25 protein-coding genes and 1 pseudogene are annotated in these 23,294 nt (G+C 55.0%); 13 read left to right on the top strand and 13 right to left on the bottom strand.

The features are described 5' to 3' along the window. Positions 1-134: 134 nt before the first annotated feature. The 7 genes from ACNKH6_RS10365 to ACNKH6_RS10335 all read left to right on the top strand — a co-directional run bounded on the left by ACNKH6_RS10365 (position 135) and on the right by ACNKH6_RS10335 (position 7,068). Complete coding sequence (locus tag ACNKH6_RS10365; RefSeq protein WP_417915482.1) at positions 135-1,154, top strand: sigma-70 family RNA polymerase sigma factor; 1,020 nt, start codon at positions 135-137, stop codon at positions 1,152-1,154. 39 nt (positions 1,155-1,193) lie between these two features. Next, the gene (locus ACNKH6_RS10360) at positions 1,194-2,381 is read left to right on the top strand and encodes a DegT/DnrJ/EryC1/StrS family aminotransferase (protein WP_417915481.1); all 1,188 of its coding nucleotides are present in this window, start codon (positions 1,194-1,196) and stop codon (positions 2,379-2,381) included. A gap of 90 nt (positions 2,382-2,471) precedes the next feature. Then, a complete protein-coding gene (gene greA / locus ACNKH6_RS10355; protein ID WP_417915480.1) occupies positions 2,472-2,957 on the top strand; it encodes a transcription elongation factor GreA in 486 nt (161 codons plus the stop codon). 157 nt (positions 2,958-3,114) lie between these two features. Next, positions 3,115-4,350, top strand: a complete 1,236-nt coding sequence (locus ACNKH6_RS10350) for an aspartate kinase (RefSeq protein ID WP_417915479.1) — start codon at positions 3,115-3,117, stop codon at positions 4,348-4,350. Between the two features lie 149 nt (positions 4,351-4,499). After that, positions 4,500-5,312 carry a glycoside hydrolase family 16 protein gene (locus ACNKH6_RS10345; protein ID WP_417915478.1) on the top strand — a complete coding sequence of 271 codons (813 nt, stop codon included), beginning with the start codon at positions 4,500-4,502 and terminating at the stop codon, positions 5,310-5,312. A 63-nt stretch (positions 5,313-5,375) separates the two neighbouring features. Further along, the gene (locus ACNKH6_RS10340) at positions 5,376-6,317 is read left to right on the top strand and encodes a cation diffusion facilitator family transporter (protein WP_417915477.1); all 942 of its coding nucleotides are present in this window, start codon (positions 5,376-5,378) and stop codon (positions 6,315-6,317) included. After that, positions 6,307-7,068 carry a metallophosphoesterase family protein gene (locus ACNKH6_RS10335; protein ID WP_417915476.1) on the top strand — a complete coding sequence of 254 codons (762 nt, stop codon included), beginning with the start codon at positions 6,307-6,309 and terminating at the stop codon, positions 7,066-7,068. The genes ACNKH6_RS10340 and ACNKH6_RS10335 overlap by 11 nt, the downstream gene beginning before the upstream one ends. On the opposite strand, the gene ACNKH6_RS10330 is transcribed toward ACNKH6_RS10335, so the two are convergent. The 4 genes from ACNKH6_RS10330 to ACNKH6_RS10315 all read right to left on the bottom strand — a co-directional run bounded on the left by ACNKH6_RS10330 (position 6,973) and on the right by ACNKH6_RS10315 (position 10,236). Then, positions 6,973-8,034 carry a histone deacetylase gene (locus tag ACNKH6_RS10330; protein ID WP_417915475.1) on the bottom strand — a complete coding sequence of 354 codons (1,062 nt, stop codon included), beginning with the start codon at positions 8,032-8,034 and terminating at the stop codon, positions 6,973-6,975. The two genes, ACNKH6_RS10335 and ACNKH6_RS10330, sit on opposite strands and share 96 nt — an antisense overlap. Then, positions 8,006-8,632 carry a 5-formyltetrahydrofolate cyclo-ligase gene (locus ACNKH6_RS10325; protein WP_417915474.1) on the bottom strand — a complete coding sequence of 209 codons (627 nt, stop codon included), beginning with the start codon at positions 8,630-8,632 and terminating at the stop codon, positions 8,006-8,008. The genes ACNKH6_RS10330 and ACNKH6_RS10325 overlap by 29 nt, the downstream gene beginning before the upstream one ends. Positions 8,633-8,734: 102 nt before the next feature. Continuing rightward, entirely contained in the window at positions 8,735-8,989 is a 255-nt protein-coding gene (locus ACNKH6_RS10320; protein ID WP_417915473.1) for a hypothetical protein, read from the bottom strand. A gap of 32 nt (positions 8,990-9,021) precedes the next feature. After that, complete coding sequence (locus ACNKH6_RS10315) at positions 9,022-10,236, bottom strand: YeeE/YedE thiosulfate transporter family protein (RefSeq protein ID WP_417915472.1); 1,215 nt, start codon at positions 10,234-10,236, stop codon at positions 9,022-9,024. A gap of 389 nt (positions 10,237-10,625) precedes the next feature. Between ACNKH6_RS10315 and ACNKH6_RS10310 the strand changes: the two genes are divergently transcribed. From ACNKH6_RS10310 to ACNKH6_RS10285, 6 genes are all read left to right on the top strand, one after another. After that, a complete protein-coding gene (locus ACNKH6_RS10310; protein WP_417915471.1) occupies positions 10,626-10,886 on the top strand; it encodes a sulfurtransferase TusA family protein in 261 nt (86 codons plus the stop codon). Positions 10,887-10,935: 49 nt separating this feature from the next. Then, the gene (locus ACNKH6_RS10305; protein WP_417915470.1) at positions 10,936-11,268 is read left to right on the top strand and encodes a hypothetical protein; all 333 of its coding nucleotides are present in this window, start codon (positions 10,936-10,938) and stop codon (positions 11,266-11,268) included. A gap of 12 nt (positions 11,269-11,280) precedes the next feature. Next, positions 11,281-11,628: a hypothetical protein gene (locus ACNKH6_RS10300; protein WP_417915469.1), complete on the top strand. Its 348-nt coding sequence runs from the start codon at positions 11,281-11,283 to the stop codon at positions 11,626-11,628. Between the two features lie 29 nt (positions 11,629-11,657). After that, positions 11,658-11,831 (top strand): hypothetical protein, encoded by a 174-nt coding sequence (locus tag ACNKH6_RS10295; RefSeq protein ID WP_417915468.1) that lies wholly within the window; start codon positions 11,658-11,660, stop codon positions 11,829-11,831. Positions 11,832-12,125: 294 nt separating this feature from the next. Further along, positions 12,126-13,199 (top strand): serine hydrolase domain-containing protein, encoded by a 1,074-nt coding sequence (locus tag ACNKH6_RS10290; protein WP_417915467.1) that lies wholly within the window; start codon positions 12,126-12,128, stop codon positions 13,197-13,199. A gap of 23 nt (positions 13,200-13,222) precedes the next feature. Further along, a complete protein-coding gene (locus ACNKH6_RS10285) occupies positions 13,223-14,728 on the top strand; it encodes a bifunctional metallophosphatase/5'-nucleotidase (RefSeq protein ID WP_417915466.1) in 1,506 nt (501 codons plus the stop codon). Between the two features lie 70 nt (positions 14,729-14,798). Here ACNKH6_RS10285 and ACNKH6_RS10280 read toward each other — a convergent pair whose 3' ends face one another. The 9 genes and pseudogenes from ACNKH6_RS10280 to ACNKH6_RS10240 all read right to left on the bottom strand — a co-directional run bounded on the left by ACNKH6_RS10280 (position 14,799) and on the right by ACNKH6_RS10240 (position 23,181). Beyond that, the gene (locus ACNKH6_RS10280) at positions 14,799-15,896 is read right to left on the bottom strand and encodes a glycosyltransferase (protein WP_417915465.1); all 1,098 of its coding nucleotides are present in this window, start codon (positions 15,894-15,896) and stop codon (positions 14,799-14,801) included. A gap of 12 nt (positions 15,897-15,908) precedes the next feature. Next, positions 15,909-17,303 (bottom strand): sensor histidine kinase, encoded by a 1,395-nt coding sequence (locus tag ACNKH6_RS10275; protein WP_417915464.1) that lies wholly within the window; start codon positions 17,301-17,303, stop codon positions 15,909-15,911. 81 nt (positions 17,304-17,384) lie between these two features. After that, complete coding sequence (locus tag ACNKH6_RS10270) at positions 17,385-17,960, bottom strand: phosphoribosylglycinamide formyltransferase (protein ID WP_417915463.1); 576 nt, start codon at positions 17,958-17,960, stop codon at positions 17,385-17,387. 44 nt (positions 17,961-18,004) lie between these two features. Then, positions 18,005-18,580, bottom strand: a pseudogene (locus ACNKH6_RS10265) (IMP cyclohydrolase); the annotation flags it as partial. A 165-nt stretch (positions 18,581-18,745) separates the two neighbouring features. Continuing rightward, positions 18,746-19,192: a hypothetical protein gene (locus tag ACNKH6_RS10260; protein ID WP_417915462.1), complete on the bottom strand. Its 447-nt coding sequence runs from the start codon at positions 19,190-19,192 to the stop codon at positions 18,746-18,748. After that, positions 19,189-19,851, bottom strand: a complete 663-nt coding sequence (locus ACNKH6_RS10255) for a hypothetical protein (RefSeq protein WP_417915461.1) — start codon at positions 19,849-19,851, stop codon at positions 19,189-19,191. Before ACNKH6_RS10255 ends, ACNKH6_RS10260 begins: the two co-directional genes overlap by 4 nt. 9 nt (positions 19,852-19,860) lie before the next feature. Beyond that, positions 19,861-20,511 carry a nicotinate-nucleotide adenylyltransferase gene (gene nadD / locus ACNKH6_RS10250; protein WP_417915460.1) on the bottom strand — a complete coding sequence of 217 codons (651 nt, stop codon included), beginning with the start codon at positions 20,509-20,511 and terminating at the stop codon, positions 19,861-19,863. An 11-nt stretch (positions 20,512-20,522) separates the two neighbouring features. Next, positions 20,523-21,788: a glutamate-5-semialdehyde dehydrogenase gene (locus tag ACNKH6_RS10245; protein WP_417915459.1), complete on the bottom strand. Its 1,266-nt coding sequence runs from the start codon at positions 21,786-21,788 to the stop codon at positions 20,523-20,525. A 25-nt stretch (positions 21,789-21,813) separates the two neighbouring features. Continuing rightward, the gene (locus tag ACNKH6_RS10240) at positions 21,814-23,181 is read right to left on the bottom strand and encodes a hypothetical protein (protein WP_417915458.1); all 1,368 of its coding nucleotides are present in this window, start codon (positions 23,179-23,181) and stop codon (positions 21,814-21,816) included. Positions 23,182-23,294: the final 113 nt, after the last annotated feature.

Genomic DNA, 23,294 nt, shown 5'->3' with positions numbered 1-23,294 from the left:
GCTGGCAGATGGAAGGCAGTATAAATATACTGAATTTGAAACTTTTTCAAGCAATAGAGCGCAGAACCGGCCCGGCGGCCTGTTTTCCCTGCGCAATGCGTGAATTTTCTGCCGGAATGCGGTAAGCTGAAGCCATGATTGACGAGACCGAACAGAGCATTCAGGACGACGAGGAACTCCGCGAGGAGGAGCCGGAAGCCGAAGACGGGCAGCCGTATTATCCGGTGACGTTAGTCACGCCCAGTGATGACGCGAACCTGCCTGCGGTCAGCAACCCGGCCTTGCACCGTTATTTGCAGGAAATCAGCCAGTATGAGCTGCTTTCCCGTGAGGAGACCGAGGAGCTGGCCATCCGCTTCCGTGAAACCGGCGACCCGGAGGCCGCCTACCGCCTTGTTTCCGCCAACCTGCGGCTGGTGGTCAAGGTGGCGATGGATTTTCAGAAATACTGGATGCAGAATTTCATGGATTTGGTGCAGGAAGGCAATGTCGGCCTCGTCCAGGCGACGAAAAAATTCGATCCGTACCGGGGGGTGAAGTTTTCTTATTACGCCGCCTACTGGATCCGCGCCTATATCCTCAAATTTATTATGGACAACTGGCGGCTGGTGAAGATCGGCACCACCCAGACCCAACGCCGCCTCTTTTTCAGCCTGAATAAAGAAAAGAAGCTGCTGGAGGCGCAGGGCTTCAAGCCGGATGTCAAGCTCTTGGCCGAGCGGCTTCAGGTCAAGGAAAGTGAAGTGGTGGAGATGGGCCAGCGCATGGACAGCTGGGATGTCTCCTTAGAAGCCCCGGTGCTCGGCGATTCCGATGACGAGCAGAAGGAGTTCTTCCCAGCCAGCGGCCCGGCGGTGGAGGACATCGTTGCCCTGAATGAGGTGCGGGAGCGCATCGCCAAAATTCTCGGCCATGTGGACGAGGTGCTGAATGAGAAAGAAAAAGTCATTCTCAACAGCCGTTTGCTCAGTGACGAGCCGGAAACCCTGCAAGTCATCGCCGAGCAGTTTAAGATTTCGCGGGAACGGGTGCGGCAGATTGAGGCCAACCTGCTGAAAAAGTTGAGAGCTATTTTTGAAAAAGAACTGCCCGATGTCCGGGATTATCTTGATGTTGAACCAAATGCGCCTGCCGCCAGCTCCAGCCGTTATTGAGCCGGGTTTTCTCTGTTATTTTTTGCCGTTGAGGTGAACATGAATGTTCCTCTGCTGGATCTGCATCCGCAGACCGCCGCCCTGCGTGACGAAATCCTCCGGGCTGTCACTGAGGTGCTTGATTCCACTGCCTACATCCTTGGCCCCAAGGTCACGCGGCTGGAGGAGGAGGTTGCCGCGTATTCCGGCGCGGGCTTCGGCATTGGTGTGAGCAGCGGCACCGATGCCCTGCTGATGGCCCTGATGGCTTTGGAAATCGGGCCGGGCGACCGCGTTCTGACCACGCCATATTCCTTCTTCGCCACAGTCGGGGCGATTTTGCGCGTGGGTGCACTGCCGGTCTTTGCTGACATTCAGGCAGAGACCTTCAATATTGATCCCGACAAAATGGCCGAGCTGCTTGCCGACGATGCCAAGAAGGGTAAGAGCATCAAAGCGATTATTCCGGTGCATCTTTTCGGCCAATGCGCGGACATGGGCAAAATCGTAGCCTTGGCCGAACAATACGGCATCCCGGTGATCGAGGACGCAGCGCAGGCCATTGGCTCCGAATATCCAATGTCGGAGAAAGACGGCTCGGTGCGGTGGCGCAGGGCAGGTTCAATGGGATTGGCAGGCTGCTTTTCCTTCTTCCCGTCGAAAAACCTTGGCTGCTTGGGCGACGGCGGCATGGTCATCAGCTCCGACAAAGCCTTTGCCGACAACCTGCGCTGCTACCGCAATCACGGGGCGCAGCCGAAATATTATCATGCCAAGATCGGCGGCAACTTCCGTCTTGATCCGCTTCAGGCCGCTGTTCTCAGCGTCAAGCTGCCGCATCTGGAACAATGGCACAAGCAGCGGCAGGAAAACAGCCGCATCTATCGGGAGCTGTTCGTTCAGGCCGGACTGACGGACAATCCGGTGATTTTGCCCAAAGCGGTTTATGCCAACAGCCCGGACGCAGCGGCCCACCATCACCATATTTACAACCAGTTCGTCATCCGTGCGCCGCGCCGCGAGGAGTTGCGCAATTATCTGCACAAGCAGGGCGTGGGCTGCGAGGTTTATTACCCGGTCTGCCTGCACAAGCAGGATTGCATGAAAAAATACGGCACAATCGAGCTGTCTCTGCCAATCGCCGAGCAGCTGGCGCAGGACTCGCTCGCCCTGCCGATTTTCCCGGAACTGGGCCGCGAGCAGCTTGCCCGCGTGGTTGAGGTTATTGCCGAGTTTTACCGTTCCTGAATCCGGCTGAAGAAGACTGTCCTTTTCCTTCCGCTGCGGCCTGCGCCGTCAGCGGAGGATTTTTTATTTTTATTTCACGAGTGCTGAATCATGGTTGAACGCATCCCCATGTCCCAAAATGGCTATGCCAAGATGAAACAGGAGCTGGAGCGGCTGGAGAAAATCGAGCGGCCCGATGTGGTCAAGGCGATTGAAACCGCCCGCGCCCACGGCGATTTGAAGGAAAACGCCGAATATCACGCGGCCAAGGAACGGCAGAGCCTGATTGAAGGCCGCATTCTGGAGCTGAAGGACAAGCTGGGCCGGGCCGAGGTGATTGATTGCACCAAGGTCAGCACCAAGCGGGCCGTCTTTGGCGCGGTCATCACGCTGATGGACATGAAGACCGACGAGGAAGTGACCTACCAGCTCTTGGGGCCGGAAGAATCGGACGTGAAAAGCGGCTCGATCTCCGTGCTGGCGCCGCTGGGCCGCTCCATTCTCGGCAAGGCCGTGGGTGATGAAATCACCGCCAAAACGCCGGGCGGGGTGCGGGAGTTCGAGGTGATTGAAATTAAGGCGGGGACGTTTTGCTGAGATATTCTTATCCGCCAGCAGTTTTTCTCACGTTGCTTTTATCAGCATAATATTACCTTGCTTATTTCGTTGGCAATACCAACGAAAGCAGTTTGGAAATCGCAACAGTGGATTATAAGCAATCAATGAAATCAACCTTCAACCAAGCAAAACAGCTATGGCGCTGATTGTGCAGAAATTCGGCGGAACCTCGGTCGGTTCCACGGATAAGATAAAGAATGTGGCCAAGCGGGTGCTGCGCTACAAGGAGCAGGGCCACCAAGTGGTGGTGGTGCTCTCGGCAATGTCTGGCCAGACCGACAAATTGCTCGGCATGGCGGCGGAGATGCAGCGGCTGCCTGATCTCCGCGAGACCGACATGCTTATTTCCACCGGCGAGCAGGTGACGATTTCCCTTTTCGCGATGGCGGTGAAAGAGGCGGGCAGCGACGCGGTCTCCCTGCTCGGCGATCAGGTGCGGATCATCACTGACGCGATGCACACCAAGGCCCGCATCCGCGACATCGAAACTGACTTGATCCGCAGGCATCTGGATGCGGGCCGGGTGGTGGTTGTCGCCGGTTTCCAAGGTGTGACTGCCGAGGGCGAGATCACCACGCTGGGCCGTGGCGGCTCCGACACCACGGCAGTGGCACTGGCCGCTGCGCTCAAGGCCGACAGCTGCGAGATTTACACCGATGTTGAGGGCGTGTACACCACCGATCCCAACATCTGCGCCCAGGCGCGCAAAATCAAGATGATCACCTATGACGAAATGCTGGAGCTGGCCAGCCTCGGCGCCAAGGTGCTGGAAATCCGCTCCGTGGGCCTGGCCAAACGCTACAAGGTTCCGCTGCATGTTCGTTCCACTTTTTCAGAAAACGAAGGCACTTGGGTCGTCGAGGAGGACAGACTTATGGAGTCCATGCTGGTCTCAGGCATCACCTACAGCAGAAAGGAAGCCCGCATCACCATCAAAGGCGTGCCGGATCAGCCGGGCGTTGCTTCCAAAATATTCCAGCCTATCTCCACTGCGGGGATACTGGTGGACATGATCATTCAGAACACCAGAGAAGGGCAGCTGACTGACATCACCTTCACGGTGCTGCGGACAGATTTTGCCAGAACCATGGAGATGCTGAAAAAAACAGCAGCGGATGTCGGCGCGGAGTCAGTCAGCAGCGACGAGTCCATCGCCAAGATTTCCATCGTTGGCGTAGGAATGCGCAATCATTCCGGCGTGGCCTCAACCATGTTCCAAGTCATGGCCAATGAAGGCATCAACATCATGATGATCGGCACCTCGGAGATCAAAGTTTCCTGCGTCATCGCCGAGAAATACACCGAGCTGGCTGTGCGCTCGCTGCACACCGCCTTTGCCTTGGACAAGGCGAATCAGCCTGCTGAGGAATAGCTTTCGCTACTATGAGTTAGTATAGGGTGATAATTTATTGTATAATTACCCTATACCAACTCATCATCATCTGCTATCTTAATAGTATTTTTTATATTAAAAATATCCTCTTTGGGGCAAATTTAAATTTACTATCGTAAGTATAAAAAATGATTAAAAAATATCAATTTTTGATTGCATTTTTTATAACATTTTTTCCATCACTACTATTAGCTTCCGTTTTCCTTTCTGATAATTTTAGTGATAGTTCTGTTGATGTAAAAAAATGGCATTATCCATATTGGGGAGGATACAGACTTGGAAGAACAATATTTAAGGATGATGGATATCCAGAAACAAAAAATGGAAATGTAATCATCTCTGTTGAGAGTTATAACCCACAAGATGATTTAAAGTCAACTTTTTACGGAACAAGTCTCGTGAGTAATGATCACTTTTATTCGGAAAATAGTTATGTTCATGTAAAAGTTCGCGCTAAAATGAGTACTGATACTCCTGGTATTGTTTGTGGAATTTTTATGTTCTCATTTAGAGATGAAAGTGAAAACTTGCATGATGAAATTGATTTCGAGATTGTCACTTCAGAGCCAGATGCAGTCATGACTAATGTTTACAAAAATGAACCACTTGGTGCTGGATATCCCGAGTTTTATGTTTATGACTCAGGAACGATAACAGATTTTCATATTTATGAAATAATATGGGAAAAAAATAAAGTTTCTTGGATTGTTGATGGCAATATCGTTAGAACAGAAACTGAAAAAGCTCCAGAAATCCCTATGGAATTGCATTTAAATGCTTGGGCGGCTGATTCGGAATGGACACAGGCATATAATCCATATTTAAATCCTGCTGAATCGTTGATCAACAATCAAAAAATTGATATGATTATTGATTATGTAGAAATTAAAACATCTTTCAATTTATCCCCTATCTTGTATCTTCTGAAAATGAAGCAATGATCGAATCACCATGTTTTTAGAAAAAACTCTTAATCACTACCAAAAAAATTCCGCTCGCCGAACATGTCCGCCGCCTCACTGACCCGCTTTGCGTGGCTGTCCATCGCCGCCGCACTTCTCACGATTTTACTGAAATCCGTTGCCTATCTGCTCACCGGTTCGGTCGGCCTGCTTTCGGACGCGCTGGAATCGCTGGTCAATCTGGCTGGCGCGCTGATGGCCTTGGCCATGCTGGCGATTGCAGCCAAGCCTGCTGACGAAGATCATGCCTATGGCCACAGCAAAGCGGAGTATTTCTCCAGCGGCGTGGAAGGCATTCTGATCCTGATCGCGGCGGTCAGCATCGGCGTGACAGCAGGGCAGCGGCTTTTCGCGCCCAAGCCGCTGGAGCAGATTGGCATGGGCTTGGCCGTTTCGGTTGCCGCCTCCTTGGTCAATCTCTTCGTCGCCCTGTTTTTGCTCAAGGCGGGCAAACGCTATCATTCAATCACCTTAACCGCCAACGCGCACCACTTGCTCACCGATGTCTGGACTTCGGCAGGCGTGCTGCTTGGCGTGGGCGCGGTCGCCCTGACTGGCTGGCAGCGGCTTGATCCTCTGGTCGCACTCGCCGTGGCAGGCAACATCGTCTGGGCCGGATTCCGCATCGTCCGCAGCTCAGTGCTGGGGCTGATGGACACCGCCCTGCCGCCGGAAGAGCAGGCAGCCATCCAGCAGGTGCTGGACAACTACAGCCAGAGCGGGGTGCAGTTTCATGCCCTTCTCACCCGGCAGGCAGGAATGCGCCGTTTTGTTTCGGTGCATGTGCTGGTTCCTGGCACGTGGACTGTGCAGAAGGGCCATGAGCTGCTGGAGCAGATTGAAGCCGATTTTCGCCGGGCTGTGCCGAACACCACCGCCCTGACTCATCTGGAGCCGCTGAACGACCCGGTTTCGTGGCATGACACTGGCTTGGACCGGACAGAACAGCCCGAATCGACAGAAAAAGAGAACAATGCTTGTTGATGCTGCCAAAACCTGCGTCATCGGCGACATCCACGGATGCAGCGACGTGCTGGCCGAGCTGCTGCCCCTGCTGGAAAGTCGGACGGAGTATTTCGTTTTTCTTGGCGATTACATAGACCGGGGGCCGGACTCAAAAGGGGTGATTGACCTGTTGCTCGACTTCCGCAAGCGGCATCCGCGCACAGTCTTCCTGATGGGCAATCATGAGATGATGCTGCTGGAATACCTGCAAGGGAACGATGAGGAGTTTTTTCTCAACGCCGGTGGCCGCGAGACCTTGGCCAGCTACGGCATCAGCGTGGACGCAGGCTCGGCGGAGGTGGAAGCGCAGTTGCCGCCGGAACATCTGCATTTCTTCAAAAATCTTCCCATCCTCTGGGAAGATCAGCACGCCATCTATGTCCATGCCGGACTGGAGCCGGGTGTGCATCTCAGCCGTCAGCTCGCTGCCTGCTGCCTCTGGATCAGGGACGAGTTCATCCGCTGCCAGCACCGCTTTGGCAAGCCTGTGGTCTTTGGTCACACGGTATTTATCAAAAAGCCGTTGGTGCAGCGCAACAAGATCGGCATTGACACCGGCGCAGTGTATGGCGGCAGATTGACCGCCATGCTGCTGCCGGAGCGCGAATTCATCTCTGTCGCTGCACCGAAACGCTCAGACTGGCCAGAACTCTCTGGCGAGGAGGAGGGCGTAGTCGAGGGCAGGACATGGGGCTTTGGTCTTGGCAAGCTGCTCCGCCTTTTCCGCTGAGAGATTGACCGGCCAGCCTGCAATCGGCTCGCCGGACAGCTCGGCCAGCACCGCCAGCGCACCGTTGCGCAAGGCATTCAGATAATAGCCGCCTTCCAGCGTCACCAGCAGCCTGCCGCCGCAGACCTCAGCCGCAGCCTCCACCATCTTCCGCGTCATCCAAGCAATGCCGTCCGGCGTGACCTGCATGTCACCAAGCGGGTCGCCTTTGCAGATGTCAAAGCCGCAGGAGATCAGGATCAGCTCCGGCTGATAGGCCCGCGCCACCGGCACGACCAGCTCATTGAAGATGCGGGCGTATTCCAGATCGCCCTGCCCGCCTGGCAGCGGCACATTAACCGTATAGCCCTCGCCTTTGTCCATGCCGTTTTCCAGCGCAGCACCAGTGCCTGGATAGTAGGGATACTTGTGCGTGGAGAGATATAGCACCTCCTTCATGTCATGGAAGCTCTCCTGGGTGCCGTTGCCGTGATGCAAGTCCCAGTCCACAATCATGATCCGCTTCAGACCCAGCTCGCGCATGGCCCAGCGGGCAGCCACAGCCACGTTGTTGTAGAGACAGAAGCCCATCGCGTTTTCCTGCTCGGCATGATGACCGGGAGGACGGACGAGGCAGAAGGCGTTGTCGATCTCCCCTGCGAAAATGCGGCGGATGCCGTCCACCAATGCGCCGACCGCCAAACAGGCCGCCTCGTGCGAGCGGGCCGAGACATGCGTGTCCGCGTCAAGAGCGATGGTCTCATGCCCTTGCGTGGCTGCCACCCGCGCCACCAATGCAGCGGAGTGGTTGAGCCGAAGCACGTCTGCATCTGCTGGTCCAAACTGCGGGCGGACAAAGCGGTCGCCAAGGCCGTCCTTGTCCAAAGCCTCGTAGATCACCCGCAGCCGGTCAGGTGACTCAGGATGACCATAGCCCGGCTGGTGCTGCAAGAAAAACTCATCCCTGTATATTGCTGTCCTGCGCATCGCGGTTCCTCCGGCAGTCGTAGCACTGCTCTTCAGTGACAAGTATATCCATGAGCTGGTCATGGGCTTCAAGCGGCACCGCATGATCAGCTAGCTGGAGTTCATAGGCCAAGGCGGCCCGCAGAGCCTGCGGCGCGTCTTGGTTGAGGAAACGGTCGTAGTAACCGCCCCCATAGCCCAGTCTGCCGCCCAGCCGGTCAAAGACCGAACCGGGCACCACAGCCAGATCAATCTCAGCCGGGTTCACCGCCGCCTGTTCCGCCTGCGCTGCAGTCGGCTCTAAGATACCAAAGCAGCCGGGCGCAAGCTGGCTGTCCGGCTCGGTGATGCGCACCGCCAGCAGTCTCTTTTCCTTGCGCAGCGTGAGGGGCACAGAGACAGTCTTCCCAGCGGCAAGAAAATGTTCAAGCAGCGGCAATGTCTCCACTTCGCTGCGGAAGTGGACATAGACAAAGACATGCGCCGCCGCTGTGACTTCAGGCTGCGCAAGCAGCAGACTGTAGATGCGGCGGCTTTTCTCCGCACGGCTGGCCGGTGCTATCTGCTCGCGGGCGGCGAGCATGGCTCGGCGGAGTGTGCAAGTGCCTGTGTCGTTCATAGCCTGAATCATGTCCTGAAAATGGAAAAATCGCAATGCCCAAAGCGGACAGTGCGATTTTTTTGATCTGACTTGATCACCGATCAAAACTGATGATGATTCCTATGTCCTTAGACATGCTTTCACCCCAAAGTAAACCGCCAGCAAGAGGCATATAATTGGCCCTGCATAAGGAATCCAAATAACAAGTTCAAATTTATTTAAAATTGAACTTGGCTCATCAATTGGGGTCAACTGCAATGCGGATTGCATAGAAAGAAAAGTCAGAAATGAAAATACAAAAAATAGCATGGCATAACCTATTCGCCATACTTTTTCTGACTTTTCAAAAAGCATAAACAATAACTCTTCGATCATATCATCACTCCCTTTATAGGGTTTAAATCGTATCACATCGGCACGATCAGCTTGTTGCTGTCTTCGTTCCAAGTAACCACCACATACCACAGGGCCATCATGAAGGCAATGATGCCCAGCGTCCAGCCGTAGCCCAAGGCTTCCGGCATGAATATCTTCCGGCCAAGATAGCCTTTTCCTTCAAAATCATAGACCCGGAACCACTTGGTCATCAGCGAGTTGGCAATGCCGAAGAAGGGCACGACAATCCACAGCTTGAGCTGGCCTTCGCCAACACGCCACAGTGTGCCGGAACCGCAGCCGCCAGCCAGCATTCCGCCCAGTCCGAAGAGGAATCCGCCGACCACGCCGCCCCAGCCAAAGGTGCCGCGCACATACTGCATCGCATCCAGCACCGGCTTTCCCTCCAGCCGCGCAGGAACTGCGTATTTGATCACTGCGCCGCCGACAGCAAGAATGAAGATGGACAGAGCCACCGATTTGGCCAAGGTGCAGTCGCCGGTCATGTGCGGCTCGCGGAAGCCCTGAATCATGCACCAGCGGCCCCGGTGCATGGCATAACCCAGCCCGGCAGCGATCAGCAGCACGCCGGACAAGGAGCTGATGTATTCCACCTCGCCGTCGCCGTTGTAGCCTGCGTACCAGCGCGCCCAAGCAATCAGGCCGACCAGCGTCGCCAGGCCAAGCAGGGTTTGGATGATGCGCGGCAGCTCAATCGTCCATGCGCCGTTGGAACCCCAGCTGATGTGCTCCATTTCCTTGTAAAGCAGCCAAAGGCCAAGAATAACACCGGCAACAATGCCCAGCCACATGCTGAAGCCGTTGGCCGCCAGATTGCCGATGGCGTTGTACATGCCGCCGACATTACAGCCACCGGCTAAGGTTGAACCGATGCCCATCAGCACACCGGCGATGGCACCTTTGACTGCCTCACGGTAGGGCGGAAAACGAAAGGCGAACTGGCCGCCGACAAAAGCGGAAAGAAAAGCGCCGCCAAGAAAGCCAAGACCAATCACCGAGCCAGAATCAAGCAGCGGCGAGGTCGGCGTGTCGCCAATGCCGACACCATACACTAACCAGTCGCCCCAGTTGCGGATTGCCCCCACCGCGCCCCAAGGCCGCCACCAGACCATCATCAGGATGCTCAACAGCGCGATGATCACGCCGGTGATGTTCGCCTCCCACTCGGTCTCGCAGACCTGTTTGTACAGCTTTCTGATTTTGCCTAAAAAACTCGACTCGTTCATTGGTGCTTCTCCCTCTGTGTAAAAAATATGTTTGCTGCGGCGCAGCGGTTCTTTTTTCCAGAAGTGTCCGGCCTGACTGCAACCGAATCAGGCTGCCATTGTACAATTTATTGCACTGGTTGCACAGTTTTTTTGCAGCGGCAGCGCACTTCTTTGCCGGAGCAGCAAAAAGAGGACACCACAGAAAAATTAAATTTTCTGTTTTAAAGTAAATGCGTTAAACAAAATTAGCCTGTTGCGCCGCCCGCAATAACTGCTTGACAGAAAGGATGCTATTCGTTATAGAGAACAAATCCTACAGAAAAAAAAAGCAGCCTGACAGGAGGCTGTTCAACGAGGTTATTGACTCCCTTTTTTATTTTTCATTCTTTCAACATTAGGAGGTTGAAATGAGCGACGTAAAAACCGCACCCGACGGACTGGCAGTGGCAGCAGTGCTTGATGCGAAAGGCCTGAGCTGCCCGATGCCGCTGCTGCGCACCAAGAAGGAAATCGGCAAGATCAAGACCGGCGAAATTCTTCAGATTGACGGCACTGATCCCGGCTCGCGCAACGACATTCCTGGCTGGTCCTCGCGCTCCGGCCACGAGTATCTGGGCGAGAAGGAGCAGACCGGCTACATCAGCTTCTTCGTCAAGAAGGGCGCTTGATTTTCCTCAAGCATTCATAACCTACACACCGTCAAGGAGGAACAGGCCGATGTCTGCCGATCCAAACAAGCTCGCCATCTTCGTCACCTCGCCCCAAAACATGACGCACGTCGTGGGGATCGCCGAGGCTGCGGCGCGGGCTGGCAAGAAGCCCATGATATTCTTCACCTACAAATCCATCCACCTGACCAAGGATCCCCGCTTCGAGCCGCTGGCCAAACTCTGCGGCGAGGACAACCTCGCCATCTGCGCGGACAGCTACACCTGCGAAGGCTACGACTCGGTCAAGGACATTCCCGCCGGGCTGACTGCCAAGCAGATGCGAACTCAGGCATTCCACGGCGCGCTGCTGGACGAATGCGGCAAGTACATCGTTCTATAAGGAGCCTGTGACATGGAATCGCTGAAAGTTTACATCCTGATCGCCAACCGCATGTACAACGACGGCATCCGCTCCGCGCTGGGGCTGGCGGTGGAAAACCACTACGGCTATCCGGTGGTGATGAACGGAGAGTTCCCGAAGTTCTCCACCTACATGGCTGAGAACATAGCCTGGATCGGCGACATGGAGGGCGAGGTCTTCACCTGCGGCGCGCCCGCGCCGGAGAACCTGCCGGAGGATGTCTCGCTGACCGAAATCAGCTTGGAAGAGCTGGGCGAGCGGATGCGCGACGCTGACTATATCATTCCCTACGGCCTGCCCAAGCAGACCAACACCCCGCCCCCCGCCTGCGCGGAGTAAGGCGCGACGAAGACGAGGAGAAGACGATCATGAAAATGCTTCAGGTGTACCGCTCCGAGCCGAGCAAGGATGTTCAAACCTTGGTTGCCATTCTCAACCGTGACCGGGAGGCGGACGAGTTCAAGCTCTATGCGGAGAAACCCGACTACGACGAGCTGGTGCGGAAAATTTACGCTGCCGACAAGACTGTCTGCTGGTGGTGAGTCAAGCCGCTGAACCGCTGTGGTGAGCGCGAGGCCCGTGATCGGAAACGATCATGGGCCTTTTTCGTTTTCCACACTTGGCCCCGTTTCTTCTAACAAGAGTTTTATATATAAAAAGCCTTGTTGTTATTGGTGCTGCTCAATTGTTGAAAACGTTGCTAACGCTATGTTTTTACTGGAATTCATATCTTGATAAGTTCTTGATAACTTGTTGACAGACAGGCCTCTGCGGCTGCTGCTGAACTGAGTTATCAACAGGCTGAACCGAGTTATCAACATTTTATCAACAGAGTTATGAACAGGCTTCTGCACGAGCTGCTGCAAGAGGGCATCAAGGGCCAAGTCTTTCCCGGCGCCGCTGCTGCGGTCGCCTGCGGCAGCGGCACTGCCCGGCAATCCGCCTTTGCCTATGCCGGTGTTTTGCACAGCCGCAGCCCGCTGCCCGTGACACCAGACACCCTCTTTGACCTGGCCTCGTTGAGCAAGCCTTTGTCCACGGCGCTGCTCTGCTTCAGTCTCTTTATGGAAGGGCGCATCTCGCCGGACAGCCGCCTTGCTGATCTGCTGCCGGACATTCCGCCCGACAAAGCACAGATCAGCCTGCGCAGCCTGCTTTCGCATTCCTCCGGGCTTGCGGCGTATCAGCCGTGGTTTCAGCACTTCGCGCCGACGCAGCAGCAGGAGAGCAAAACGCGGCTGCTCCGCCTTATTCTGGCCGAGCCGCTGGCTTATGAGCCGGGCAGCCGCTGCCTCTACAGCGACCTTGGCTTCATCCTTCTTGGCCATCTGGTGGAGGAATTGACCGGCCAGAGCTTGTCAGAATGCTTCCGCGAGCGCGTGGCGGCACCGCTGGGCTTGGAGGAAGAGCTGTTCTATCATCCGCCAACGGCGGAGCGACGGCACTGCGCGGCGACCGAAGACTGTCCGTGGCGGGGCAGGGTGGTGCAAGGCGAGGTGCATGACGAGCACTGCTGGCTGCTGGGCGGGGTAGCTGGCCATGCGGGTTTGTTCGGCACCGCAGCGGCAGTGCTGCGGCTCTGCGCGGCGATTTTAGACGGCTGGCAGAACAAGGGCGCGAGCGGCTGCGCATGGGCGGCATTTCTGCCTGAGGCACTGCGCCAGCAGCTGCCCGGCCAAACCTGGCGCATGGGCTTTGACAGCCCGACTCCGGGAACCTCCAGCAGCGGCAGCTGCTTTTCTCCGTCCAGTGCTGGCCATCTCGGCTTCACCGGCACGTCGTTCTGGCTGGACCCGGAACGCGAGCTAATCGTTGTCCTATTAAGCAACCGCGTCCATCCCAGCCGCGACAACACCCGCATCAGGCAGTTCAGGCCGTTTTTTCATGATGCTCTTCGGAGCTTTTTCTAAATCTTCCATCAAGGAGCCGTTCCATGTTGAAAAGAATTCTCGCTGTCTTCATTCTCTCCTGCCTGCTCGCCGCCTGCGCGGCTGGCAGAAAGGAAACCGCGCCTGCGGTGCCGCAGGCCGCAAGCCCGGTCAGAATCACCATTCTGCAAATGAACGATGTTTATGAAATTGCGCCGGTCAGCGGCGGCAAGGAGGGCGGACTGGCGCGGGTCGCGACCCTGCGTGACCGCCTGCTGGCCGACAATCCCAACACCCTCACTGTGCTGGCCGGCGACCTCTTCAGTCCCTCCGCGCTGGGCACGGCGCCGTATGCGCAGAGCCGTCTTGCGGGCAAGCAGATTGTGGCGGCTATGAACGCCCTCGGTCTGGATTACATCACCTTCGGCAATCATGAGTTCGACATCAAGAAAGAACAGTTTCATGAGCGGCTGAAAGAGTCGCAGTTCACCTGGATATCCAGCAACTGCTTTGATCAGGACGGCAAGCCGTTTCCAGCAGTGCTTGAGAGCAAGATCGTTGAGGTGCAGGGCGTGAAGATCGGCCTTTTCGGGGTGACGCTGGACAGCAACAAAGCTGAGTATGTCAGCTACAAGGATCCATTTGCCGTCGCCAAAGAAAAGATTGCCGAGCTGCGGCCCAAAACAGACATTCTCATCGCCCTGACCCATCTCAGCTATCAAGACGACATAGCCTTGGCGAACCGCTTCCCTGAGCTTGACCTCATCCTTGGCGGCCATGAGCACGAGAACATGCAGCTCCTGCGCGGCAAGGACTTCACCCCGATTTTCAAGGCGGACGCGAACGCCCGCACAGTCTATGTCCATGAACTGAGCTGGGACAAGACCGCCGCCCAGCCGCTGCATGTCAGCTCGCGCTTGGAGCGCGTCACCGCCGCGCTGCCGGAGCAGGAGAAAACCGCGAAAGCGGTGGCGGAGTGGCAGGGCATCGGCTATGAGGGCTTCCGCAAAGCAGGCTTTGAGCCGGAACGGGTGGTGGCGGTCAGCGCTGAGGAGCTGGACGGCCTTGAAGCCAGCGTGCGCAACCGCTCCACCCGCCTCACCGAGCTGATCACGCAGGCCATGCTGCACGCCGCGCCGGGCACGGAGCTGTCCATCTGCAACAGCGGCGCGATACGGATAGATGATGTGCTGCCTCCAGGCAAGATCACGGAATACGATGTCATCCGCATCCTGCCCTTCGGCGGCGACATAGTGACCACGAAGATGAAAGGCTCGCTGCTGCGGAAGACCCTGGATCAGGGCCTGAAGAACAAGGGCGGCGGCTCGTACTTGCAGACCGGCAATGTCGCTGGAGGAGGCGGCCAGCCGTGGCTGATCAACGGCAAGAAGCTGGATGAGAAGAAAATTTATTCCGTGGCCATAGCGGAATACCTGCTCAAGGTCGGCGACAGCGGCTTGGAGTTTTTAGTCAAGAATCCAGCCGCGCCTGTGCTGGAGAACAAAGGCGACATCCGCAAGGCGCTGATTGAGGAGCTGAAGAAGGTGTATGGAGCTTCTCAGGCTGAGTAGTTCCAAATAAGAAAGCACCGTCCGTCTCTTGACGGCGGTGCTTTCTTATTGCCTGCGCAAAGAGACGGGATCAGCCGACAGCCTGCACACCGTGGGCGCGATAGACCTGCGCGATGTTCTCCATCATCCGCTTCAGGCCATACTTGGCGGCGATATCCTGCCGCTGCCGCTGAATCAGGGCTTCATCACGGACTGACTGCGCGGCCAAATCCAGCAGTCCCTGCCGGGCTGCCGCCACGTCGCCGTAGTCCACCAAGCGGTGCTGGCGGACAAACTCCAGCGGTTCCAAAATTGAGGGCGTGCGGCAGGCTAAGAGCGGCAAGCCGTAAAGCAGCCCTTGAATAAAGGACTGGGAGATGCCTTCGGTTTCATAGGAGGAGAAAAAAATCATGTCCATCGCCGAAAAAAAGCGTTCCGGGTCTTCGCGGTGGCCAGTGAGGATGAATCTGTCCTGCACCCCAGCCTTGGCGATGTCTTCCTCCAGCAGAGCGCGGCCATTGCCGCCGCCGACGATCATGAATTTGAACTGCTTGGGCAGGGAAGCAGCGGTCCGGGCGATGAATTCATGCCCTTTGTAATGGCGGAGAAACGACACGTTGCCGACTAAGATGTCGGTCTCGGCAAGGCCGTATTGTCGGCGGATTTCCTCGCGGGCGGTGGCGGAAAACGTGAACCGCTCCTCGTCAATGCCGGTGGACTGAAAGACAATTTTTTTCCGCCGCACGCCCTGTTCGGCAAGCTGCTCGGCAATGGCTTCGCTGCACGCGAAAATCACATGGGGAAAGGCGTTGTAGCTGAAAGCGGAAGAAACCGGGGCCAGCACGTGCCGGGTGCGGGCGATCAGGGGCACGCCGCAAAGCCGGGCAACCGCGCCAGCCATCCAGGAGTCTTCAGAAGAATGGGTGTTGACCACCGCAGGTTGCAGCCGCCAGAGCAGGCGCAGCAGCGCAAGCCAAGCGCGCAGGTTGAACTTGGAGGAGAAGTCGATGAAATGCACGTCAAAGCCTTCCGCGCCGCAACGGCGGGCCAGTTCGGCTCCTTCGCGGACAATCAGGGCAGTGCGGAAGCCGAGTTTGCGCATCTCGCGCAGCTCCGTCAGAGTACGGATTTCTTGGCCGCCCCACGAGCGCGACCAGTCAGTATGAACTATCAGCGGCTGGCGGTTCAAAATGCTTTGTCCTTATTCAGCGGCGGAAACCACAGGAAGAATAAAAAAGAAATTGTTGCCTTCAGCGGTGGCCTCATGGCCGACGATGCCGCCGTGCAGCTCGACCACATGCTGGACAAAGGACAGGCCGTGGCCGGTGCCGTGGATGCCCTCAGTGTCCTTGCCGCGCACGCCCTCTTGAAAAATGTGTTTCGCCTCGTCGTGATCTAAATGCGGGCCGGTGCTGAACACGTTGAATTTCACGCCTTGCTCGCCGCAGCCGGGAAAGTTCTCCACCACTTCGCGGCCATAGGCCACCACCTTGCGGGTCTGGCCGTCGCGGGTGGTGATCTCACGGGTGTATTTGGCCGCATTGGAGAAGAGGTTGGCATACACTTGCGAAAGCAGGCCGATGTCAACATAGAGCTGAAATTCCTCATGCAGCATGTTGTTCGGCTGTTCAACCGTGATGTTGGCGGAGCGGAAGCGGCTGGCGTAATGCTCCAGCTGGGGCAGGATGATTTCCTTTTCAACAAAGCAGCGTTTGGGATGAAGAATCAGGCAGCCGCGCTCAAAATGCTCGCGCCGGAACAAACTTTCGACAAAGAGGCTGATGTTTTTGTGGTGCTTGACTAATTCGCTGTGATGGTAGAGCAGGCTGTCCTGAATGGCCGCGCAGCGTTCCGCCAGCGCGTTGTTCCGGCCTTCCGCCGTTTGCCGCAGCTCGCCGCCCAGCTCGTTCAACTCCAAGATGTTCCGCCGCAGCTTGTTGAAGAGATGGCGGAAATACATGTTCGGCACAATGATGTTGTGCTCGATGTCCTGCACCAAGGTGTTGATGAATTTGAGATGCTCGACATTCTGCAAGGCCATCAGCCGGTTGTGCAGGCTGAAGCCGATGCGGTTGGTGTATTTGCTGAGAAAAAAGCGGTCCTGCTTCGATAATTTTTCATACGGAGCAACGCTGTACATGCCCAGCACCCGGCTTTTGCCGTGCAGGCGGCCCGGCAGAGCGCATTGGGGCGGGTGATCGTCCTCCTCATCCGGCGGCGCATCCGGCTCGCGCTGCGCTTTGCTCAGGATCGGCATCACATAGCTTTCACCGCTCCGGTACGGCTCGCCGCAGAGAAGAATATGCCCCGGCGCAGCCACTTTTTTGTCCCGCACGCCCTGCTCGCAGTCGCAGACTAAATATAAGGCCTGATCCTTTTCATCATAGAGACAAAGCGTGCTGGACAGGCCCAGCATCTCCAGCGGCACCGCCACGCAGATTCGGTAGAAGTCATGCAGCGAGTCGTATTCCTGGGCCAGATCAAAGAAGGCTTTCAGGAAATCATCAAAATAGCAGGTGAAATTGTACTGCTCATAGCTGGCGGACTTCTCCCGCACCCGCTGACGCATCTTGTGAAGATCAGGGCAGTCGCTCATGGCTGTGCCGGTGGTCAGAGATTATTAATGCAGGGGCGATTGGCGAATCGCCCCAACAATGCAAGAGGTGAATAAGGCTGTTCAGTGCCGCATCCAGAACTGCTCCGCTCCGCGTTCGTCCACCACGTTGATCGCTGCCGGATAGACCTCGCATTCCAGCGCGAAGACCCGGTCGGCGATCTCGTCTGCGGTTTGGCAGTCGGCAATATCCACGCAGCGTTGCAAGACGATTGGGCCGTTGTCGTACACTTCATCAGCGAAATGCACGGTGCAGCCGCTGACCGTGCAGCCCCGCTTTAAGACCGCCTCATGCACATGGTGGCCGTAAAAGCCTGGCCCGCAGAAGGCTGGGATCAGCGAAGGGTGGATGTTCAGCACCCGCCGCCTGAGCTGCTCCGGCGGCTGATAGAGTTTGAGATACCCTGCCAGGATGATCAGGTCAAGCTGATAATCAGCGAGAATTGCATTTGTCGCCGCGCTGCCGACCGCATGAAAGGCCGGATAGCCATACTTCCGCGCCTTCTCCAAGCCTAAGGCGTTGCCGACGTTGGAGATCACGACTTGAATGTCCGCCTTCAGCCGCCCGGCCTCAATCTGCTGCTGGAAGTTATCCAGCGTCCTGCCGGAGCCGGAGAGCAGCACCGCCACTTTCTGCATTATAATCCCTCGAAATACGGGTTGCTGTCAACGTCCACCTTGGTCAGCCAAGCAGCAATGGCGGTGTCGTAGGTGGAGGTGAGCTGGAAGACCTTCACCGCCAGGCGGAAGCGGGTCTTGAGCGTGGTGTTTCCGTGCTCGCGCAGCTCGGCCAGCACCTGCGGGTAGTCTGCCGGATCAACAATCACCGTCACATCGTGGAAGTTCTTGGCTGCCGCCCGGAGCATGGTCGGCCCGCCGATGTCAATGTTCTCAATCGCCTCATCTAACGGGCAATTGGGGTCGGCAACCGTCTTCTCAAAGGCGTAGAGGTTCACCGCGATGATGTCAATCGGCTGGATGCCGTGCGCCGCGCACTGCCGCTGATGCTCGGCGTTGCCGCGCTGGTTGAGGATGCCGCCATGCACCAGCGGGTGCAGAGTCTTCACCCGGCCATCCAGCATCTCCGGGAAGCCGGTGAATTCAGACACATCCTTGACCGGCAGGCCGCTGTCGCGCAGCTTCTTGGCCGTGCCGCCGGTGGACAATATCTCGATGCCCAGCCCGCTCAGGACCTTGGCGAAATCCTCAATCCCGGACTTGTCGGTCAGGCTGATCAAGGCGCGTGCTGCTTTGTTCATGGTGTGTGTCTCCTTTGTCGGTGTGATGTCAATATGTTGAATTCAAAGTATTTTTTATGTGATTGCCGACCGTAGGGGCGGTTCGCGAACCGCCCCTACTGCTACCTGCTTTGTACAGTTGTACAGGTCAGTATGATGTCATTTTAACTGCTCCAGCTATATATCTCACGGCGTTTTCCCTTCCGCAGCAAGGCTTTTCTCAATATCTTTCAGTTCGCGCTGAAACTCCTGCTTTAGGGCGGCGGCATTGGTGACTTTCTCAATCAGAAGCCGATATTGCTGCCTTTTTTCAGCTTTCGAGAGATTGCCGCGCTCGATCAGCTCCATTGCTTGATCAACCGTATCATTGCCGATGGGTTTCTGCCGAAAAGCGGAAACTACGGTTGGAGTGTGCATGACCAGCACGCCGAGCGACAGCCAGCCCCACCACGGGCTGCTTGCAAAATCCATAGATTTTATGGAACGAAGTGCCGGGGCGAAAAGTTGAACAGCAAAAGAGAATATGCTGCCAAGCACTAAACCAAGACCAGTCCTGGTCGGATATTTCATCAGGAGGATGTCGAGCACTTGACTGGCAACCCTCGTGATCAAATCAACCTGATCAATCTTCATGCGCGTGCCTCCTCGCCCAACGTGCCGGAAATGCGCTCTTCTACAGCGTCCTTTGCTTCAGGCAGCAAGGCGCGGCGTAAATTGCCGTTGCTGTCAGTGAAATCAAGATTGTCAGAATTTTTAATGATGAAGTCAATCAACTCGCGGGCTTCGGTGCGGTTGGTGCCAAAGAGACCTCTTTTGATTCTATATTCTATCAGTAATTCTTTTGTTATCAAAATTGATAAAAAAATTAAAAGAAAAATAGATGAATAGAAAAGACTCGCTAACACTGAAATGCTAATAGGAATAAAAAAATAACTAAAGAAAAAGTACCCAGCGATAATTAGTATAAATTTCTCTGTGGTGTACAATTTATTTTTCATCTCTTGCATATATTTTGAAGAAACACATACAATTCCAGTTTCTATGTTTTCATTGTATTTATGAGAAAGTAGAGCAGTTACAGCTTTCCTTAATAGGTACGTAGATGAATATGAAAATATCAATCCTGATACAACTCCGGCTACTAATGATGATACCCCGCGTTTTAATCCGAAGGTTAAAGAGAGATACTTATCAATTTCTGTAAGAATTTTTAATGTAAAATCTGGAAAAATCTTAAACTGAAAAAAAAGTGTCAATGCGCATCCTATTATTATCTTTGTTTTTTTATCCATGGTAATTTATTAAATCTGCTGTTTATCTTTATACACCTTCTTCCGCTCAATATACCCCATCACCCGCCCGTCCAGCAGCTCCGTTTTTTCACCCCGCCGTAGCTGCTCCCGAATTGCTGACGAAGAAATATCTTCTTTCAGCCGGTTGATCAGAAAAACAAATTCTGCGCCATCCACCCTTCGCCAGCGCATTCCTGCCGCATCCGGCAAGAATGGGCCGGGCAGCCGCGCCATCGCCTGCCGCATCGCGTCCAAAGCAATGCCGGGCCGGGAAATGACAACGAAATTCGTCAGCTGAAGCAGCTTCTGATGCCGATGCCACAGATGCAGTTCGAGCAAGGAATCCGCGCCGATGAGGAAATAGAACTGCCCTGTCAGCCGCTTGCGCAGCTCCAGCAGGGTGTCCACGGTGTAGGAAGGCGCGGGCAGCTCGGCCTCAATCAGCGAGATGCTGAAGCGGCTGTGATCAGCCAAAGCCAGCTCCAGCATGGCGACGCGCTGGGCGTAACTGGCCCAAGTTTTGCGCTTGTGGGGCGGATCAGCCGCCGGGATGAACAGCAGCTGATCCAAGCGCAGCTCTTCGGCGGCCTGCTCCGCAATCGCCAGATGCCCGCGATGCACCGGGTCAAAGGTGCCGCCGAAAAGGCCAATCCGCTCCATTGCCGCTGCGCTTACTGGCGGATTTCGCCCGCTCCATAGACCACAAACTTGCGCGTGGTCAGCTCTTCCAATCCCATCGGGCCGTAGGCGTGCAACTTGGTGGTGGAAATGCCGATTTCCGCGCCAAGCCCGAACTGGCCGCCGTCGTTGAGGCGGCTGGAGGCGTTGATCATCACCGCCGAGGCATCCACCTCGCGCAGGAACCGCTGGCTGTTGGCGTAGGAGTTGGTGACAATTACTTCGGTGTGCTGCGAGCCATATTGTTCAATATAACCAATAGCCTCGTCCATGTCTTCCACCACCCGGACGATCATTTTTAGGTCGAGAAACTCGGTGCCCCAGTCGGAATCGGTCGCGGGAACAATCTCCGGCACAATCGCCCGGCTTTGCTCGCAGCCGCGCAGCTCAACACCGGCAGCCAGCAATTCTTTGGCGGCGGCAGGCAGGAAACAAGGGGCAATGCTCTTGTGAATCAGCATTCCTTCCAAAGCGTTGCAGACACCTGGTCGCTGCGTTTTGCCGTTCATGACCAAGCGGATGCCGGTGGCGATGTCGCCGCTTTCGTCCATGTAGAGATGGCATACGCCTTTGTAGTGCTTGAGCACCGGTATTTTTGAGTTCTCTGTGACAAAGCGGATCAGCCCTTCGCCGCCGCGCGGAATGATCACGTCAATGAACTGCTCCTGCGCCAGCATGACGTTGATGCCGTAGCGGTCGGTCACAGGAATGACCTGCACGGCCTCGCACGGCACGTTATGCGCTGCCAGCACCTCTTGCAGCAGCGCGGCCAAGGCAAGGTTGGAATGAATCGCTTCAGAACCACCACGCAGGAGCACGCCGTTGCCCGCCTTCAGACAGAGGGCGGCGGCATCAATGGTCACGTTGGGCCGGGCCTCGTAGATCATGCCGACCACGCCCAGCGGCACGCGCATCCGGCCCACGGCAAAACCGCTCGGCCTGCGCTTCATGTCGTCAATCGTGCCGACCGGATCAGGCAGCGCAGCAATCTCATGCAGCCCCTGAATCATGGAAGCAATAACCTTGTCGCTCAAAGTCAGCCGGTCCAGCATGGCCAGCGAAAGTCCTTTCTCACGGCCCGCAGCGACATCTTTGGCGTTCTCCGCCTTGATTTTGTCGCTCTGCGCCTTGAGCTGCTCGGCTGTGGCCAGCAAAATGCTGTTCTTCACGTCCGTTGACAGGGCGGCCAATTTGCGGGCAGCCTTGCGGCCTTTTGCCGCCATGCCGCTAATAAGTTGTTCGATTTCTGCCTGTTCCATGATGAGTCACCAATTTTGGTTAAGATCAGTGTTGCGCATCTAAATAAAGATTTAGCCGATTTTTTTTGAGATACTCCAATCTTTTTTTTAATTTTGCCGCCTGTGGGTTCGGATGAATTCTAAATTCGCTTAATATGTTGCTTCGATTGATATTTTCAGTTTTAAGATATACCTGCTTCCATTTTTCTTTTCCCGTGCGAATGCGGTCATAATATTTCTTATTTGAATTACCTATAGAAAATGTGGTGATAAAAAAGAATACCATCAAGAAGGCAATCAGCTTCACCGGCTGCTGCTTTTTTGTGGCAAAAAAAAGATAAAATGCAAAAAATCCTGGAGTCATATAGGGAAGGTAGCGAGAGGATGTCGCCGCACCCAGACCAAGACAGGCGCGGCCTATTGCCAGATTAAGCGAAAAGAGCAAAGTAAATGCGATCAAAATAATAATAATTTGCCAAAATGCTGTTTCTTTTTCCTGTTGCATATCAGAACGTTTCCTTAAGATACTGTGCAATATCTTAAGGATTGCTTTAACAAGAATAGTGATCATGAAGAAGATGATAGGTGCGGCAATGATGTATAAAATTACATGTGATATCCGCATTCCGATAAATGTCGCAAAGGTTATCAGGATAAATTTTACGTAAATTAAAGGATGTGGATGCGGAAAAACAAATCCTTCCGCCGCGCTGTTGAAGGTGTAGTTGATAAAGAAGGACAGCATGGATGCGACAGAAACGATAAAAAAGAAAATTGCTGATATTTTCCTTCTTTGATCGTTATTTCTGAAAGCGAGAATAATTTCTGACAAAAAGAGAAATGGGACTATGCAGCCGACAAACACACCAAATCCTGTGTAAATCGTCATGAAGTTGATTGCCGCGCAGATAACATACCGCAACGTGATATTTTTTATTGTCCAGCACAGACAGAACAGCGTGATCAGCAGCAGCGGCATTGCTCCATGCGATACATTCGGCGTATTGGCAAACAGCTCAAACTGCAAAGGTGAGAGATAGAGCAGCGGAATAGCGACATCCAAGGCGGTGACGCTGCCAGTCAGCCGTCGTTTCAGCAGCAGCGCGACAACTGCGGCAAGGCAAATGACCGTGCCGATCATGAAGCATTCAACACGAGTGTTCCACCCGGAAAGATCGGCAACTATTTTCGTCAGAAAGAAGCCAACACCTTGACGATGCGGCCCATGCTGCCATGAGAACAGCTCCCACGGCCCTTTTTCTTCAAACAGGCCGCCCATGAAATCCCACTGATCCCAGAACAGCATGTTGACGCTGTATTTGTCGATCAGGAAGAACCAGCGCAGGATGATGAAGATGAGGACGGCAACTGCGGAGCTATTGATCAGAAACTGCTGTTTTTTGCTCAAAGTCATACTGGATTCTCGTTCTTTCGCGCCTGCTTGGGAAGGAAGAATTCATTGCGAGTGAAAAATTGATCAGAGCTTATTCAGCTTTTCCGCACCTGTCAAGCAGTTGCTCAGGACTG

This window comes from Candidatus Electronema sp. JM, assembly GCF_048287415.1.
Classification (GTDB): Bacteria; Desulfobacterota; Desulfobulbia; order Desulfobulbales; family Desulfobulbaceae; genus Electronema.
This window is presented reverse-complemented; position numbering and strand designations above follow the sequence as displayed.